Origin of the sequence: Actinomadura sp. NPDC048394 (assembly GCF_040651755.1) — a bacterium.
Classification (GTDB): Bacteria; Actinomycetota; Actinomycetes; order Streptosporangiales; family Streptosporangiaceae; genus Spirillospora; species Spirillospora montaniterrae.
In genome coordinates this window covers 57,742-74,070 of the sequence record NZ_JBEZJL010000026.1, presented here as the reverse complement: position 1 = coordinate 74,070, position 16,329 = coordinate 57,742, and the positions used below count along the sequence as shown (strand labels likewise).

The window sequence follows — 16,329 nt, the reverse complement described above, 5'->3', positions numbered from 1 at the left end:
CGATGGGCGGATACAGCCTCAAGGGGAAGAAGTACCTGATCGAGGCCGGAGACAAGATCAACGACGCGGTGAACATGTGGGTCGACGCGTCGGTCAGCATCGATGGCGCCTGGCTCGCCCCTGGGGCGTTGAGCAAGTTCGGCGAGGCGGCCGAGCGGAGCTACTCCCAGATGAAGGACGAGGCGCTGCGGAGGTTGCAGGCTTCGGCCAACTCTCTGATCGAGACTCGGGAGACGATGTACCAGGTCGCCGGGGTCTACTCGGCCGCCGAGGCGGAGGCGGCGCGGAAGGCGGCGGAGAAGGCGCGGGAGGCGGGGCTACGGCATCGGCCGGAGTTGGACGGGCCGCGGTACGGGTGACGGCTCCGGCCCCCCGGCCGCGGGGTCAGAGGTGGGGTGGTTCGGCGGAGGTCGGGAGGGCGGTCAGGAGGCGGGGCGGGCGTGGGAGGTCGGGGGTCAACCCGGCGGTGAGGGCCCGGCGGATCCCCGGGAGGGCCGCGGTGGGGGTCAGCGCGACGACGCAGGCGCCGATCTTGCGGCCGCCGAGCGCGCCGGCGTCGAGGGCGGTGCGGAGGGCGCGGTCGGGAAGCGGGTCGCCGAAGGTATGGGCGCCGGTGAGGTGCGGGCCGAGGGCGGACGGCCCCGACGCGCGGACGGCGGCGACGGCCCGGGCGGCGGCGCCGGGCGGGGTGGGCAGGGTGGACGAGTGCCGGGCGCCGAGATCGACGATCAGGACGCGGAGGTCCGCGGCGGCGAGGTCGAAGGGGACGTGTTCGAGGGTGCCGGGCGTGGTCAGGACGGCATGGGCGGCGCGGGCGTGCAGGGCCGTCCGGTAGGCGGGGTGGCCGGCGAGGGGGTGCGGGCCGGCGGGCGGGCCGTGCAGGGCCCGGAGGGCGAGGAAAGTGGCGGCGGCGGTCTCGGCGCCGGTGAGCAGGCCGGTCTCGGCGGGGATCTCGCGGTTGATCACCAGGTGGGTGCCGGGCGCGGGGTCGGCGTGGGAGTTGAGGACGGCGGCGGATTCGCGGGCCCAGTGCGGGACGGGTCCGGAGAGGGACGCGACGCCGTCGGTGTGGTGGTTCACCGAGTAGAGCGAGTGCCCCGCGGACAGGCCCGCGGCGGCGATGGTGCCCCAGGGGAGGGCGATGGTCAGGCCGTCCAGGAGCGGGAGGCCGATGAGGGCGCGGTGGATGGTGGCGGGCGGCGAGCCGTGGACGCGTTCGAAGACGTACGCGGTCATGCGGATCTCCGGGGACGTGGCGAGGCCGATCACGGCTCGTCCTTCCGCGGGTGGCGCAGTGCGGGGCGGCGCCAGGGCGGGAGGTCCTCGACGAGGGTCCGCCACCAGGTGTACGGGGTGAGGACGGGGCGCAGCAGCGCCATCCGGTGCAGGTCGCGGGGCGACAGCGGGGTTCCGGCGAAGACGAGGTAGGGCTCGGCGCAGTAGGCGATGACGGCGATGGGGCCCCATTGCGGGTCGGACGCGAGGGCGGCCAGGACGAGCGCCATGGCGAGGATCGAGGGCACCACGGCCTGCGCGAGCGAGACGCCGAGGCCCTGCAGCCAGGCCGCGCGTCCTTTGCAGGCGGGGGCGCGCGGGGTGAGGTGGCAGGGGACGACGACGTGCCCGGTGTCGGCGTCGTAGCGCCGGAGGCGGGCCATGGTGCTCGTGTAGTCGCCCGTGTAGGCGTCGTCCAGGAGTTCGGTGTGGACGACGGCCGCGAATCCCGCGTCGCGGGTGTGGCGGAGCATGTCGAGGGCGCGGGTGACGGGGAGGTCGGCGGGGATCAGGCCGAGGACGTCCAGGCCGGTGTCGCGGGCGTGGGCGATGGCGGCGTGCCGGACGTTGGCGGAGATGACGGCGCCGCCGGCGCCGATCACGTCGTATCCGCCGGGTTCCCGCAGGCCCTCCCAGCTCAGCGGGACCGCGCGGCGGGGCCGCGGGAGCCGGCGGAGCCGCGCCAGGCGGCGGCGGAGCCGCACCGCGTCCGCGATGAGGCCCGCCGCCACCAGCGCGGGTACCGCGATCACGCCAGTTTCTCCAGGCGGTCGGCGGCCTCGGCGGCGCCGCCGGCGGCGGCGAAGGAGTCCCGGACGGCCTCGGCGGCGGCGCGGTGCGCGCCGCTCGTGAGGACGGTGGTCAGCGCGTCGCGGAGTTCGGCGGCCCGGACCCGGCCGAACCGGACCTGGACGCCGGCGCCGGCGGCCTCGACCTGGCGGGCGATGACGGGCTGGTCGTCGCGGATGGGGGCGACGACCAGCGGCAGGCCCTGCGCGAGGCTCTCGCAGACGGTGTTGTGGCCTCCGTGGCAGACGACGGCGGACATCCGCTGCAGCAGCCGGAGCTGCGGGACGTACTCGCGGACGAGGACGTTCGGCGGCGGGTCGTCGAGGGTCCCGGGCGGGGCGACGAAGACGGCCTGGACGTCCAGGTCGCGGACGGCGTCGGCGGCGACGCGGTAGAACCGCTCGCCGGCGGGCCCGTTGAGGGTGCCGAGGGTCAGCAGGACGCCGGGCCGCCCGTCGAGCCACTCCCACGGGAACGCGGCGCCCGCCGGGCGGTCGAGGGCGGGGCCGACGAACGCGAAGTGGTCCGGGAAGAACGAGGTGTCGCCGACGAGCGCGCCGGTGGAGAAGATCAGCACGAGGTGGTCGGAGAACCGCAGGTCGAGCAGGTCCTCGATGCCGTGGTCGAGCTGGAAGTCGCCGATCCGGTCGCGGACCCAGGCCTCGACGAGCGGCATCCCGGCGAGCGGCCGGGTGAACTCGGCGGAGGTGGTCGCGGAGGTGGCCCACGGGATCTCGCGGTGCCGGGCGGCGACGGGCGCGGCGAGGACGATCTGGTCGCTGATCACCACGTCGGGGCGGAACCGGTCGAGGGCGGTCTCGACGCCGGGCATCATCGCGTGGCCGAGCGGGACGATGAACTCCTCCCACAGGAACCGCAGGGCGGCGGGGCCGCGCAGGCGCAGCCACTCCTCGCGGGCGGCGGTGAGCCGCGCGGCGAACGCGTCGTCCTCGGCGGAGAAGATCCGCGCGCCGGCGCGCAGCAGCGGTTCGAGGGTGGCGCGGTGGCCGGTCCAGGCGACGGTGTGGCCGCGGCGGACGAGTTCGGCGCCGACCGCGACGGTCGGGTTGACGTGCCCGGCGAGCGGCGGCACGGCGAACAGGAACCGGCGCTTCGGCGTCTCGGCGCGCGGGATGCCGGGCGCGCCGAGCAGGGACGGGACCTGCATGCGGCGGCCCTTCACCGGGCACCTCCGCCGGTGGTGACGGGGACGCGGGTGCCCGCGTGGTGCGCCAGCCAGGGCAACATGACCTCCAGGAGTTCGGCGGTCCCCTCGCGCAGCACGGTGTGGGCGTGGCCGGCCATGACGTGCAGGGTGCAGCCGGGGACGGTGCGCAGCAGCAGCCGCCCCGCTTCGGCGACGTCGGAGTGCTGCCCGTACACGGCGAGGACGGGGCAGCGGACGGCGGCGAGGTCGGCGGGGCGGACGGGGTCGGTGCGGGCCAGGTCGTCGAGCAGGCTGGTCCGGTTGATGAGGGCGTCGGCGGCGGCGATCTGCCGTCCGGTCTTGCGCCATCCGGCGGCGAGGAGCTGGTCGGCGAGCCGGTCGTACTCCAGGCCGAGCGCGGACGCGGTGAGCGTGTTGAGCAGGCCCTCGGCCCAGCCGTCGTGCTCGGCGGGCCCGTACGCCTCGATCAGCACGAGGCCGGCGATCCGGTCGGGCCGGGCGAGCGCGGCCTTCAGCGCGACGACGCCGCCGAAGCTGTTGGCGACGAGGTGGACGCGGTCGTGCCCGAGCGCGTCGAGGATCCCGAACAGGTCGGCGACGGCGTCGTCCGCGCCGTACCCGTCCGGGGTCAGCTCGGAGCGGCCGTGCCCGCGCAGGTCGTACAGGACGGCGTGGGCGCCGGCCTCGGCGACGGGCCCGGCGATCGTGTAGTAGAAGCTCGACAGGTTGTCCAGGACGAGCCCGTGCAGGAACACGGCGACGGGCGCGCCGGGCGCGGGCGGCCCGATGGTCTGGACGTGGAAGCGGACCCCGCGGACGGTGACGTCAGGCATGGGCGGCCCGCCCGTCGAGAACCGCCGTGGCGGCGATGTGGTCCACCAGGTCGCCGACCGTCAGGTCCATGATCTCGTCGATGTCCATGCCGGCGATGAACGCGGCGAGGTCGACGCCGTCGCCGTAGTGGTCGCGCAGCTTGTCGGCGAGGGCGACGAACTCGATGCTCTCCAGCCCGAGGTCCTCGTTGAACGAGGTGTCGCGGCCGATCTCCACGTCGAGCAGGAAGTCCTCCCCCACGACCTCGGCCAGCATCCGGACGACCTGCGTCAGGGCGTCGTCGCTCATGTTCGGCTCTCCTCCATGTCGGTTCCGCCCGCCGTGACCGTCCAGGCCACGACGTGTCCGTCCAGCTCGCGCGTCCCGACCTCGGTGACCGTGCCGCCGCCGGCGACCAGCAGGTGCTCGGCGTCGGCGGCGGTGAAGGCGGGTTCGGGGTGCCCGGCGGGCAGGGCCTGCAGGACGGCCTGGGTGGCGGCGCGGACGCGGGCATCCGCGCCGCCGAGGGCCAGTCCGATGCCCGCGGGCTCGCCGGGGGGCCGTGCCAGGGCGACGCCGAGGTCGGCGTCGCAGGCGATGGACACGGCCAGGTCCTGGTCGAAGGGTCCGGTGACGACCGGGTGGTGCCCGGTGCCGTCGCGGACGGTCAGCTCGGCGGGGAACAGGGGGCCGTGGCCGTTGCGCCACAGCCAGTCCCGGACGGCGTCCTTCGCGGCGACGCGCCCGAGCAGCCAGGGGCCCTGCGCGAAGCCGGGGAGCCGCTCGTACTCGGCGCGTTCGGCGGCGCACAGGTACTGGCGCATGACGAGGTCGCGGGAGGCGGTGCCGTCCCAGCGCTTGCGGGCGAGGCACCAGCCGCCGTCCTGCGGTTCCCCGATTCCGGACACTTCGGGGGTGAACTTCATCCGCCAGAGCGCTTCGTCGGTGTAGAAGCGGTGCGTGGTCCATCCGTCTATGCGCGCCCATAGGGTTCCGTCTTCGCGGACCATCTCGACGGAGCAGCGCAGGGTGGTGTCCGTAAGGGACTCCGCCCACACGGTGGTTTCGAGGCGTTCTCCTGCGGACGGCGACGGGCCGTACAGGGAGACGCGTTCGATCCCTACGGGGAAGACGGTCTGGTCCGTCTCCCCGTACACCTGGATCCAGTGGCCGCACAGCTGCCCGGCGCTGTCGATGATCGCGCCGGGCGTGGGCAGGGCCGTCAGGACGCCGCGCACGCCGTCCTCCGCGAGCGCGATCACCTCGGTGACGCCGCGGAACAGCGGTCCGTGGAACATCCAGCGTTCCTCGTAGAGCCGTTCGGCGGTGACGACGGGCGGGCCTTCCCCGGTCAGCGGGGTGCGGTCCGGGGCGGGCGGGGGGAGGTGGCGTTCGGCGAGCAGGACCGTCCCGTCGGTGTGGCCGGGGATGACGACCTTGACGCGGCGCGTACCGCCTTGGCCGTCGCCCGCCTCGACGAGGTGGGCGCGGATGTCGGCGCTGGTCGGCGGCGCCGCCACGACCCACCGGACGGCCCGGACGGCCTCGAACCCGACGACGACCGTGTCGGGCAGCAGCTCCCGCGCGGTCGCCGCCATCACCTCCAGCAGCGTGGCCAGCGGCACGATCGGGAACCGGTCCGACATGTCGGGCCAGCCGGGGGGCTGCGGGAACACGCAGTGGTCCGCGAGGTACGGCATCGCCTCCAGCGAGAACACCCGGGTGATCACCAGCTCGTCCGCCGGGCCGCCCGCATCGCCCGGGGACGCGGGCGCCGCCCCGCCGCCGCCGAGCGCCTCCAGGACGGTCTGCGCGCCGGTCGCCGCGTCGTTGAGCAGCGCCTCCAGCTCGGCGAGCACCGGATCGTCCGCCGGAAGCGACGGCACCGGCGCGCCGCCCGTCCGGATCGGCGGCACGGCACCGTCCAGCCTGACCAGCGGCGTGCCCAGGTCGAGGCGCATGCCCGCCGACGACGGCGGGGCCGGGGACGCCCCGTACCCCTCCGCCCACAGCGCCGCGACGACCCGCCGCAGCTGCGCCATCCCGTCCCGCTTCGGGACGTTCACCGCCATCGCCAGATGCTCGCGGGCGCCGAGCCGGTCGCCGACGAACCCGGTCAGGCTCCCCGGCCCGACCTGTACGAACGCCCGCACGTGCGCCGTCCCGTACAGCTCCTCGATCAGCTCGCTGAACCGCACCGGCTCCAGCAGGTGCCGGACGACCAGCTCCCGCACCGCGTCCGCGCCGGACGGGAACGGCGCGGCCGTCGTCCCCGACCACAGCGGGAAGCGCGGCTCGCCGATCTCCAGCGCCTCGAACGACAGCTGCACCTGCTTCTCGTACGCCTCCGCAAGCGGCGTGTGGAACCCGGTGCGGAACGGCAGCTCCCGGCCGAGGACGCCCTCGGCGGCCAGCCGGTCCAGCACGTCCCGGACGTCGCCGGCCGGGCCGCAGATCACCGACTGGTGCGGGCAGTTGTCGTGGCTGACGAACACGCCGGACCGCCCGGCGATCGCCTCCTGCGCCCGGTCCGCGCCGCAGCCGAGCGCCCCGTACACCACGTCGGGGACGTCGAGCCCCTCGCGGTCGAGGGCCTGCACGAACGCGTCCACGGCGCCCGCGTCGTACATCCCCGCGACGATCATCGCGGTCCATTCGCCGAGGCTGTGCCCGGCCGCGACGTCCGGCTCGACGCCGAGCTCGGCGAGCGCGGCGGCGAGCAGCCGGCCCACCGCGATCACGTCGGCGGCGTGGCCGAGCAGGTCGGTGCGGCCCGTCGGCTCCGGCTTCGGCATCCCGAAGTGCTCGGCGACGTCGTCCACGCGCGGCTCGAACGCCGGCTCGAACCCCGGGAACAGGAACGCCAGCCGGCCGCCCTCCGCGAGCAGCGGCCGCGGCGTGAACCACACGTCGCTGCGTCCCCGCCACGGCGTCCCCCGCTGGACGACCGCCCGCGCCAGATCCAGCCTGCGTGAGGTCGGCCCCACGATCGCGAGGCGGCACGGCAGGTCCGGCGGGGCCTCCCCCGCGCGCGCGAGCAGTTCCTCGTCGGGCACCGCCAGCAGCGCCGCAAGCTCGTCGGTGGTGCGGGCCGCCAGCCTCAGCACCCCCTCCTCCGAGGACGGCGCGTCCAGCCGCCTGCGCCTGCGCGCGCGCCCCGCCGGAGGCTCCTCCAGGATCACGTGCGCGTTCGCGCCCCCGAACCCGAACGCGTTCACCACCGCGCGGCGCGGACCGTCCGCCGGCCGCTCCCACTCCGCCGTCTCCCGGACGACCCGCAGCCGCCCCCCGTCCAGCGCCGGATGCGGATCGTCCACGTGCAGCGTCGGCGGCAGCACCCCGTCCCGCAGCGCGCACGCCGCCTTGATCAGCCCCGCCATCCCCGCCGCCGGCATCGCGTGCCCGATCATCGACTTCACCGTGCCGAGCCCCACCGGCGCGCCGTCCGTCCCGAACACCCGGCGCATCGTCGCCAGCTCCGCCTCGTCCCCCGCCGGCGTCGCCGTCCCGTGCGCCTCCACCAGCCCCAGCGCGCCCGGCGCCCGCGGATCCAGGCCCGCGTCCCGCCACGCCCGCTCCACCGCCAGCACCTGCCCGTCCACGAGCGGGCTCATGATCCCCGTCGCGCGCCCGTCGCTCGACGACCCCGTCCCCACGATCACCGCGTGGATCCGGTCGCCCGCCCGCACCGCGTCCCGCAGCCGCTTCAGCAGCACCACCCCGGTGCCCTCCGCCAGCAGCGTCCCGTCCGCCGCCCGGTCGAACGGCCGGATCGTCTCGCTCGGGCTCAGCGCCCGCAGCTGGCTGAACACGCTCCACACCGTCGCGTGATGCGCGTGGTGCACCGCCCCCGCCAGCATCGCGTCCGCCTCGCCGCTGCGCAGCGCCCGCACCGCGTGCTCCACCGCCAGCAGCGACGACGCGCACGCCGCGTCCACCGTGTACGCCGGACCCCGCAGATCGAACCGGTTCGCGATCCGCGCCGCCGCGAAACTCGGCACCAGCCCGATCGACGCGTCCGGGCCGTCCGGCCCCACCCGCTCGCAGAACGCCCGCCGGATCTCCTCCAGCCGCTCCGCGCCGAGCTCCGGCACCAGCTCCGCCAGCACCCCCGCCACCTGGTGCGACGTCCGCACCCGCTGGTCGAACCGCGCGACGCCCGGGGTGATGTAGCCGCCCCGGCCGATCACCACCCCGACCCGCGTCCGGTCCGGCAGCCGCTCGTCGCCGCCCGCGTCCGCGACCGCCTCCGCCGCCGCCCGCAGCGCCATCAGCTGGTCCGGCTCCATCCCCGGCACCGACGCCGGCATGATCCCGAACCGGGCCGGGTCGAACGTCGCGAGCTCGTCCACGAACCCGCCGCGCCGGCAGTAGAACCGGTCGCACTCCGGCGCCCGCCCGTACGCGTCCGGGTCGTAGTACAGCGCCGGATCCCAGCGGCCCGGCGGCACGTCCGTGATCGCGTCGATCCCCGCCAGGACGTTGCGCCACAGCTCCGCCGCCGAACCGGCCCCGGGGAACACCGCCCCGGCGCCCACGATCGCGATCGGCTCCCCCGTCACCGGACCGTCCCGGTGAACACGACCTGCGTCTCGTCCCCGTGCGCGATCTCCCGCAGCAGCGCCGCCACCCCCGCGTCCGGATCGATCAGCCCGATCCCCCGCCGCGCGTACTCGCGGGCCAGCTCCGGCGACACCATCCCGCCGCCCGCCCACGGGCCCCAGTCCGCCACCAGCACCCGGCCGCGCAGCCGCGTCCGCCACACGTGCGCGAGCGTGTCGCACGCCTCGTTCGCCGCCGCGTAGTCCGCCTGCCCCCGGTTCCCGTGGACGCCCGCGACGCTGCCGAACACCACGAAGAACCCCACGTCGGGCTTCACCGCCGCCGCCAGCGCCGACGCGCCGTCCACCTTCGTCCGGTACACCCGCTCGAACGACTGCGGCTCCTTGTCCCGGACGAGCCGGTCCTCCACGATCCCCGCGCCGTGGACCACCCCGTCCAGCCGGCCGTGCCGCAGATACACCCGGTCCACCACGTCCCGGACCACCCGGGGCTCCCGCACGTCACCCGCGTGGTAGCGGACCGACGCCGCGTGCTCCTTCAGCGCGTCCAGATTCGCGCGGATCTCCCGCTCCGCCAGGATCCGCCGCACCGTCGCCTCGATCTCCGCCGGACGCCGCCCGCCCTGCGCGACCAGCGCCCGCCGCAGGCCCGCCTCGTCCGGGACGTCCGGGAACGACGCCGGACCCACCGGCTCCAGCGTCCGCCCCATCACCTCGATGTGGCAGCCCGTCGTCCGCGCCAGCTCCAGCGCCACCCGCGCGGTGACGCCCCGCGCGCCCCCGGTCAGCAGGACGACGCCGTCCCGCTCCAGCGGCACCCGCGCCTCGCCCCGCAGCTCCACCGGCACCACCCGCGTCGTGTGCCGCAGTTCGCCCTCATGCCCGACCACCACCGGGCCCCGGGCGTCCAGCAGCTCGGCCAGGATCCGCAACGCGATCGCCCGCGGCGTGTCCTTGGTGTCCACGTCCACGGCCCTGACCAGGGTGTCCGGGTACTCCTGCGCGACCGTCCTCGCCAGCCCGCGCAGCCCGGCGCCCGGCCCCGGGTCCCCGATACCGCCGCCGTCGAACGCCCGCCCGAACGTCCCCCCGGCGCCGCTCGCGACGACAAGCCACCGCAATCCGCGCGCCAGCGCGTCGCGGATCCCCGCGTACGCGTCCGGCAGGACCGCCGTCGCCCCCGGCCGCAGCGCCGCCAGATGCACCAGCCCGTCGCACTCGCCGTCCACGTCCAGCGGGGTGCGCACCCGCGCCCCGTGCCGCTCCAGCAGGTCCGCCAGCTCCAGCGCTACGCCGCACCCGTCGTCCACGACCACGAACGTCCGCCCGTCGAACGCCGTCCCGGTGTCCGCGGGCACCGGCAGCGCCTCCAGGTCCGCCGTCCTCACCACCTGCCGGACGACCCGCCGGGCGCGCTCCCCCGACGGCCGGACCCGTCCGGCCAGCACGCGCCGCGCCCCCGTGGCGGTCTCGCCGTCCCGCTCGGCCGGGCCGCGCCGCGCGGGCGTCCCGCCGCGCGCGAAGAGCCCCGCCTGCGCGTCCTCTCCGCCGAGCGCGGCGACCCCGTCGCCGCCGAGCCGCACGACCTCCACGGCCGCCTCGCCCACCGACCGCCGCCCGGCCGCCTGCACCCCGCCACCGACCCCCTGGTCGGACGGCTCGGTGTGCGCTGCTTCGCCGTCCGAAGTCGACTCCGCAGCGCTGCTCGCGGCCTCTTCGGGCGCGGCGCTCCCGTTCGACGACTGCTCGGAGACGCCGGACGCCGCAGATCGCGAGGCCTCACCGGCCGAGGTCGCCTCCGCATCACGGGTCGCCGCGCCCCGAGACGCCGCATCCGAGGACTGCTCAAGCCGCTCGGCGCTCGTCTCGGAGGCGGGCGCCGACATGCGGGGCGCCCCTTCCTCCGAAGCCGACTTCCCAGCTCGGACGCCCACGCCTGTCGACCGCTCGGAAGCGTCGGACGGCTGCCGGCCCGATCCTTCGCCGCTGCCTGTCCGAGCGTCCGACGTCGCAGAGCGCGCCGTCCCGTCCGCGCCACGAGACGCCGCGGTCCGAGAGGTCGCGGCCGCGGGCCGGTCAGGCGCATCCTTCTCCGCAGGCCGGGCGCTCGCCTCCGACGATTGGTCGGGGATTCTTGGCGTCTGCGTGGCCGGGGCTTCGGTGTTGCCTGTCTGGACGTCCGACGCCGCAGGGCGCGATGCCCCGTCGGACGAAGTCGCCTCCGGGGGTGTGCGGCGCGGCGGTTCGGCGGGCCTCGCGGTTTCGAGCGAGGCCGCAGGGCGCGGGGTCGCCTGGGGTGGGACGGCGGGGCGGTGCGGGGCCGGCGCCGACGGCAGGCGGGTGCGGAGCCAGTCGACGATCTCGCCGATCGTGGTGATGCGGGTGAGCTGCTCGATGGCGGCGTCCGGGGCGGTGAGGCCGACGCGCTCGGTGACCTCGCCGATGATGACGGTGCGCTTGATCGAGTCGATGGACAGGTCGGCCTCGAGGTCGAGGTCGCCGTCCAGCATGGACTCGGGGTAGCCGGTGCGGGCGCTGATCACCGACAGCACGGTGGCGTGGACGTCGCGGGCCGGTTCGGGCGCGGCGGGCAGGACGGGGAGGGTCTCGCCGGGCAGGACGGGACGCGGCGCGGGGACCGGCGCGGCGGGCACGTCCGGTTCGGCGGGCGGGGCGCCGAGGTGGCGGAGGATGACCTCGCGCTGCGCGGCGATCAGTTCGCGGCCGGCGCGCAGGTACTCCAGGACGGCGGCGTCGGAGCCGGCGGGGCGGGCGGGCGCCGCGGCGGCGGCGACGCGTTCGGCGGGGCGGAGGGCGCCCGCCGGGTAGCCGCCGTCGGCGGTGCGGACGAGGTGGCCGTTGACGGTCCAGCCGGGCGCGGCGGGCAGGGACGCGGGGTCGAGGACGCGGGCGTCGCGGCCGGCGAACAGCGGCAGCGGGTCGACGGGGACGCCGACGGCGGCGAGTTCGGCGAGGGCGTGCAGGAGGCGTTCGACGGAGCCGCCGCCGGGTGCGTCGCAGGCGACGGCGGTGTGCGGGCGGTCGCCGAGGATGCGGCGGGTGAGCCCGGTGAGGACGCGTCCGGGCCCCGCCTCGACGAAGGTGCGGGCGCCCGCCTCGTACATCGCCTCGATCTGCTCGACGAACCGGACGGGCGCGGCGATCTGCCCGGCGAGGGTGGCGGCGAGGTCGGCGGGGTCGCTGTCGTAGGGGGCGGCGGTGGTGTTGGACCAGACGGGGAACGCGGGCGAGCGCAGGTCGCGGCCGGCGAGGGCGGTGCGGAGGGTGCCGGACGCGGCGGCGACGAGCGGGCTGTGGAAGGCGCAGGCGACCGGGATGCGCTCGGCGGCGAGTCCGCGTTCGGCGAGGACGGCGACGGCGCGGGCGACGCCGGCGGTGGTGCCGGACACGACGACCTGGTCGGGCGCGTTGTGGTTGGCGACGACGATCCCGGAGACGCCGGAGACGGCGTCCCTGACCTGCCGGAGCGGCGCGGCGACGGCGGCCATCGCGCCGGGGTCGGTGCCCGCGGCGGCGAGGATGGCCTCGGCGCGGGCGGCGCTGAGCTCGATCATGTCGGTGTCGTCGAAGACGCCGGCGGCGCAGAGCGCGACGAGCTCGCCGTAGCTGTGCCCGGCGGCGAGGTCGGGGTGCACGCCGACGGCGGTGAGCAGGCGGTGGACGGCGAGGCCGGCGATGCCGAGCGCGGGCTGCGCGACGCGGGTGTCGGTGAGCGCCTCGCGCTGCCGACGGGCGTCATCGGGGCCGAACGCGGCGGGCGGGAACATGGCGGGCGCGTAGCGTCCGCCGGCGAGGCGGAGCAGGCGCTGCAGGCGGGGGAAGGCGACGAAGAGGCCGGCGAGCATGCCGGGCCGCTGGCTGCCCTGGCCGGGGAACAGGAACGCGACCTGCCCGGGGTCGCCCGAGGCGCGGACGTGGACGCCGGGTTCCGCGCGGAACTCGGCGGCGGCGGCGAGCTTGCCGCGCAGGTCGTCGAGGCCGGTGGCGACGACGGCGACCTGGACGCGTCCCTCGGCGGACGCGCAGGTCCGGGCGAGGTCGCGCAGCCGGGCGGACGGGGCGTCCAGCAGCCGCCGGAGCCGGGCGATCTCGCCGCGGGCGGCGGTGCGGTCGGCGCCGCGGACGAGGAACAGCTCGGCGGGCCATTCGGCGAGGCCGGACACCGGTTCGGGGCCGCCGTCGTAGCCGGCGAGGACGGCGTGGAAGTTGGCGCCGCCGAAGCCGAAGCCGCTGACGCCGGCGTACCGGTCGCCGGGGCGGGCGGCCCAGGGCCGCGCGGACGTCCCGAACGCCAACGGCCCGTCCGCCTTCCATTCGGCGTTCGGGCTGGTGAGGTGCAGGGTGCCGGGGAGGACGCCGGTGTGCAGCGCGTACGCGGTCTTGATGAGCCCGGCGAGCCCGGCGGCGCACTTGGTGTGCCCGATCTGCGACTTGACGGAGCCGAGGGTGACGGATCCGGGCGCGGCGGCGGAGAACGCGGCGGTGAGGGTGGCGAGCTCGGTGCGGTCGCCGACCTCGGTGCCGGTGCCGTGCGCCTCGACGAGCCCGACGTCGGACGGGCGGACGCCGGCGCGCTCGTAGGCGCGGTCGAGGGCGAGCCGCTGCCCCTCGGCGCGGGGCGCGGTGAGGCCGAGGGAGCGGCCGTCGCTGGATCCGGCGACGGACTTGACGACGGCGTAGACGCGGTCGCCGTCGCGTTCGGCGTCGGCGAGACGCTTCAGCACGACGCAGGCGACGCCCTCACCGAGCGCGATGCCGTCGGCGGCGGCGTCGAACGGGGCGCAGCGGCCGGACGGGGACAGCGCGCGGACGGCGGAGAACATCAGGTAGTCCTGGATGCCGTTGTGCACGTCGGCGCCGCCGCACAGGACCATGTCGCTGCCGCCGGAGGCGAGTTCCTTGCAGGCGGCGTCGAGGGCGGCGAGGGACGCGGCGCAGGCGGCGTCGACGGTGTAGTTGGCGCCGCCGAGGTCGAGCCGGTTGGCGATGCGTCCGGCGATGACGTTGGTGAGGACGCCGGGGAAGGAGTCCTCGGTGGGTTCGGGGAGCCGGCCGTCGAGGGCGGGCGGGACCTCGCCGTAGTAGGACGGCAGGGCGGCGCGCAGGCCGTAGGCGGTGGCGAGCTCGTTGCCGCCTTCGGCGCCGAAGAACACCGACGTGCGGGACCGGTCGAACGGCCGGTCGGCGTATCCGGCGTCCTTCAGCGCGCGCGCCGCGACCTCCAGGGCGAGAAGCTGGACGGGTTCGACGCTGCCGAGCGTGTTCGGCGGGATGCCGTAGGCGAGCGCGTCGAACGGGACGTCCGGCAGGAACCCGCCCCATTTCGACGGGGTCTTGCCGGGCTCGGACGGGTCGTAGTGGACGGCCGGGTCCCACCGCTCGGCGGGCACCTCGGTGACGGAGTCGACGCCGCCGACGATGTTCGCCCAGTAGGCGTCGGCGTCGCGGGCGCCGGGGAAGACGCAGCCGACGCCGACGATCGCGATGTCGGCGGGGCGGGCGGCGGTGGACGCGGCGGCCCGGTCGCCGGCGATGCCGAGCTCGGCGGCGCGCGCGGCGAGCAGCGCGGTGGCGCCGTTGGTGACCTGTTCGTGCAGGTCGGCGACCGTGGTCGTGGCCGTGCGCAGCGCCGCGACGTCCCCGATCATGTAGAGGCCCTCGGCGCGCTGCTCGTCCGGGCCGACGGGGGTGGAGCGGCGCAGGCCCTTGCTGGCGATGCGCAGCCGGCCGAGGTTGAGGCGTTCGAGCTGCCGCCACATGTCCTGGCGGGTCGTCCCGGCGGCCTCCAGCTCGCGGCGCGCCTCGGCGAACCGCTCGACGTAGGGGGTGCGGGCGCAGCGGGTCGCGTGGCCCGGCGAGGTCTCCAGCAGCGCCGTCCCCTCGCAGTCGACGGCGGCCCTCTGGAAGCCGGGCAGGATCGCGCCCGCCGCGACGGCCTCGGCGGTGAACAGGTAGGCGGTGCCCATCAGGACGCGGACGTCGGCGCCGCGCTCGGCGAGCGGTCCGGCGAGCGCGGCGACCATCGCGGCGGACCGCGCGTCGTGGATCCCGCCGGCGAACATCACCGACAGCTCGGCGGGGTCGCCGCCGAACGCCATGAGCCGCTCGACCTGCGCCTCCCACAGCGGGAAGCTGGCGCGCGGCCCGACGTGCCCGCCGCACTCCTGCCCCTCGAAGACGAACTTGCGGGCGCCCTCCGCGAGGAACCGCTCCAGCAGGTCGGGTGACGGGACGTGCAGGTAGGCGCTGACGCCGGCGTCCTCCAGCGACGCGGCCTGCGCGGGCCGCCCGCCGGAGACGATCGCGTACGGGGGCGCGGCCTCGCGGACCGCGGCGAGCTGCGCCTCGCGGACCTCCGGCGGCGCGAACCCGAGCACGCCGACGCCCCACGGCCGGCCCGCGAGCCGGTCGGCGGTCTCGCGCAGCAGCGTCCGCACCCGGTCGCCGGCCATCAGCGCGAGCGCGAGGAACGGCAGCCCGCCCTCCTGCGCGACGGCCGCGGCGAACGTCGAACGGTCGCTGACCTGCGTCATCGGTCCCTGGACGGCCGGGTACTCGGGGCCGTCCGGGGTCTGCCGGGACGCCAGCGGCGCGGCCTGCACGGCGACCCGCAGGTGCTCGGCGATCCCCTCGCGGACCGCCTGGACGACCCCGCCGGCGGTCCGGTGCCGGGCCGCGAGCGCGGCGGCGAGCGGCGCGTCCTGCCCGGCGGGCAGCAGCCGCGACCGCAGCCCCGTCGCGCCGAGCCGCGCGTTCACCTCCGCCGGGGTGAGGTCGGCGAGGGCGATGTCGGGCAGGTCGGGGCGCGTGTAGACGCGGTGGCCGTGCACGACACGGGTCTCCGAGCCGTCCATCGCGGTGAGCGCCGCGGCGACGTCGGCGGGCAGGTCCATCTCCCGGACGAGCGCGAGCTGCACGTCGAGCACGACGCCCGCCGCTCCCCCGGCGACGGCCGCGGCGGCGGTACGGGGGCCGATGCCGCCGGCGGCGAGCACCGGGACGTCCACGGCCTCGTCCGCGAGGAGCCGCTGCAGCAGCACGAACGTGGTGAGGTCGCCGACCCGGCCGCCCGCCTCGCGGCCCCGGGCGATGAGCGCGGTGCCGCGCGTCCCGGGGAACCCGCCGGCGACGGGCAGCACGGCGGCGGCCTCGTCCGCGCCGACGACCTCGACGAGCAGCCGGCGGCCGCGCGCGAACCCGGCGATGTCCAGCGAGTCGTCGGCGAGCAGCGCCGGGGCGTCGAACACGACGGTGCCGACGGCGTCCGGCAGCTCCTGCGGGCGGACCCGGCAGCCCGCCGGGACCCGCACCCCGAACCGGCCCGCCCACCAGCGGCGCACGTCGGCGAGCGCGGCCAGCGCCGGCTCCCGGTCGGTGCCGAGGTCGAGCACGCCGTGCCCGCCGGCCCGCGCGACGGCCACCGCGAGGTGCGGCGCGGGGCGGCCGAACGGCGTGACGCCGACGATCTCGGTCCCCGGCCCGGTCCCGGACGTCCGCCGGTCCGGGCCGTCCTGGACGGCCCTCGTCTCGTCCCTGTCCGCCGCCGTGCCCCTGTCCGCGGCCATGCACTGCCCCCCGACGCGTCCCGCGCGGCCCGACCCGGCGACCGCGCGGCTGGTGACCCTCGCTCACAACAACGGTCGGCAAGACTACGGTCCGTGAGCGGCCGAGCACCGGGGCGACACACCCGGCGGCGCGCTG

Annotated in this window: 8 protein-coding genes; 1 reads left to right on the top strand and 7 read right to left on the bottom strand. The window is 76.7% G+C overall.

Going from position 1 to position 16,329, the window contains the following annotated elements; all coding sequences use genetic code 11:
- The first annotated feature begins 2 nt into the window (after window positions 1-2).
- Window positions 3-359 (top strand): hypothetical protein, encoded by a 357-nt coding sequence (locus tag AB0C78_RS20585; protein WP_360750179.1) that lies wholly within the window; start codon window positions 3-5, stop codon window positions 357-359.
- A 25-nt stretch (window positions 360-384) separates the two neighbouring features.
- Here the strand turns inward: AB0C78_RS20585 and AB0C78_RS20580 are convergent, their stop codons facing one another.
- Genes AB0C78_RS20580 through AB0C78_RS20550 form a run of 7 tightly spaced genes read right to left on the bottom strand, consistent with a single transcriptional unit; the run spans window position 385 to window position 16,193 of the window.
- On the bottom strand, window positions 385-1,269 hold the full coding sequence (locus AB0C78_RS20580) for a hypothetical protein (RefSeq protein WP_360750177.1): 885 nt from the start codon (window positions 1,267-1,269) through the stop codon (window positions 385-387).
- Complete coding sequence (locus tag AB0C78_RS20575; protein ID WP_360750175.1) at window positions 1,266-2,027, bottom strand: hypothetical protein; 762 nt, start codon at window positions 2,025-2,027, stop codon at window positions 1,266-1,268. Before AB0C78_RS20575 ends, AB0C78_RS20580 begins: the two co-directional genes overlap by 4 nt.
- Window positions 2,024-3,232 (bottom strand): glycosyltransferase, encoded by a 1,209-nt coding sequence (locus tag AB0C78_RS20570; RefSeq protein WP_360750173.1) that lies wholly within the window; start codon window positions 3,230-3,232, stop codon window positions 2,024-2,026. Before AB0C78_RS20570 ends, AB0C78_RS20575 begins: the two co-directional genes overlap by 4 nt.
- An 11-nt stretch (window positions 3,233-3,243) precedes the next feature.
- Window positions 3,244-4,065 (bottom strand): alpha/beta hydrolase, encoded by an 822-nt coding sequence (locus AB0C78_RS20565; protein ID WP_360750171.1) that lies wholly within the window; start codon window positions 4,063-4,065, stop codon window positions 3,244-3,246.
- The gene (locus AB0C78_RS20560) at window positions 4,058-4,354 is read right to left on the bottom strand and encodes an acyl carrier protein (RefSeq protein ID WP_360750169.1); all 297 of its coding nucleotides are present in this window, start codon (window positions 4,352-4,354) and stop codon (window positions 4,058-4,060) included. The genes AB0C78_RS20565 and AB0C78_RS20560 overlap by 8 nt, the downstream gene beginning before the upstream one ends.
- Window positions 4,351-8,607, bottom strand: a complete 4,257-nt coding sequence (locus AB0C78_RS20555) for a beta-ketoacyl synthase N-terminal-like domain-containing protein (RefSeq protein WP_360750167.1) — start codon at window positions 8,605-8,607, stop codon at window positions 4,351-4,353. Before AB0C78_RS20555 ends, AB0C78_RS20560 begins: the two co-directional genes overlap by 4 nt.
- Window positions 8,604-16,193 carry an SDR family NAD(P)-dependent oxidoreductase gene (locus AB0C78_RS20550; protein ID WP_360750165.1) on the bottom strand — a complete coding sequence of 2,530 codons (7,590 nt, stop codon included), beginning with the start codon at window positions 16,191-16,193 and terminating at the stop codon, window positions 8,604-8,606. The genes AB0C78_RS20555 and AB0C78_RS20550 overlap by 4 nt, the downstream gene beginning before the upstream one ends.
- Window positions 16,194-16,329: the final 136 nt, after the last annotated feature.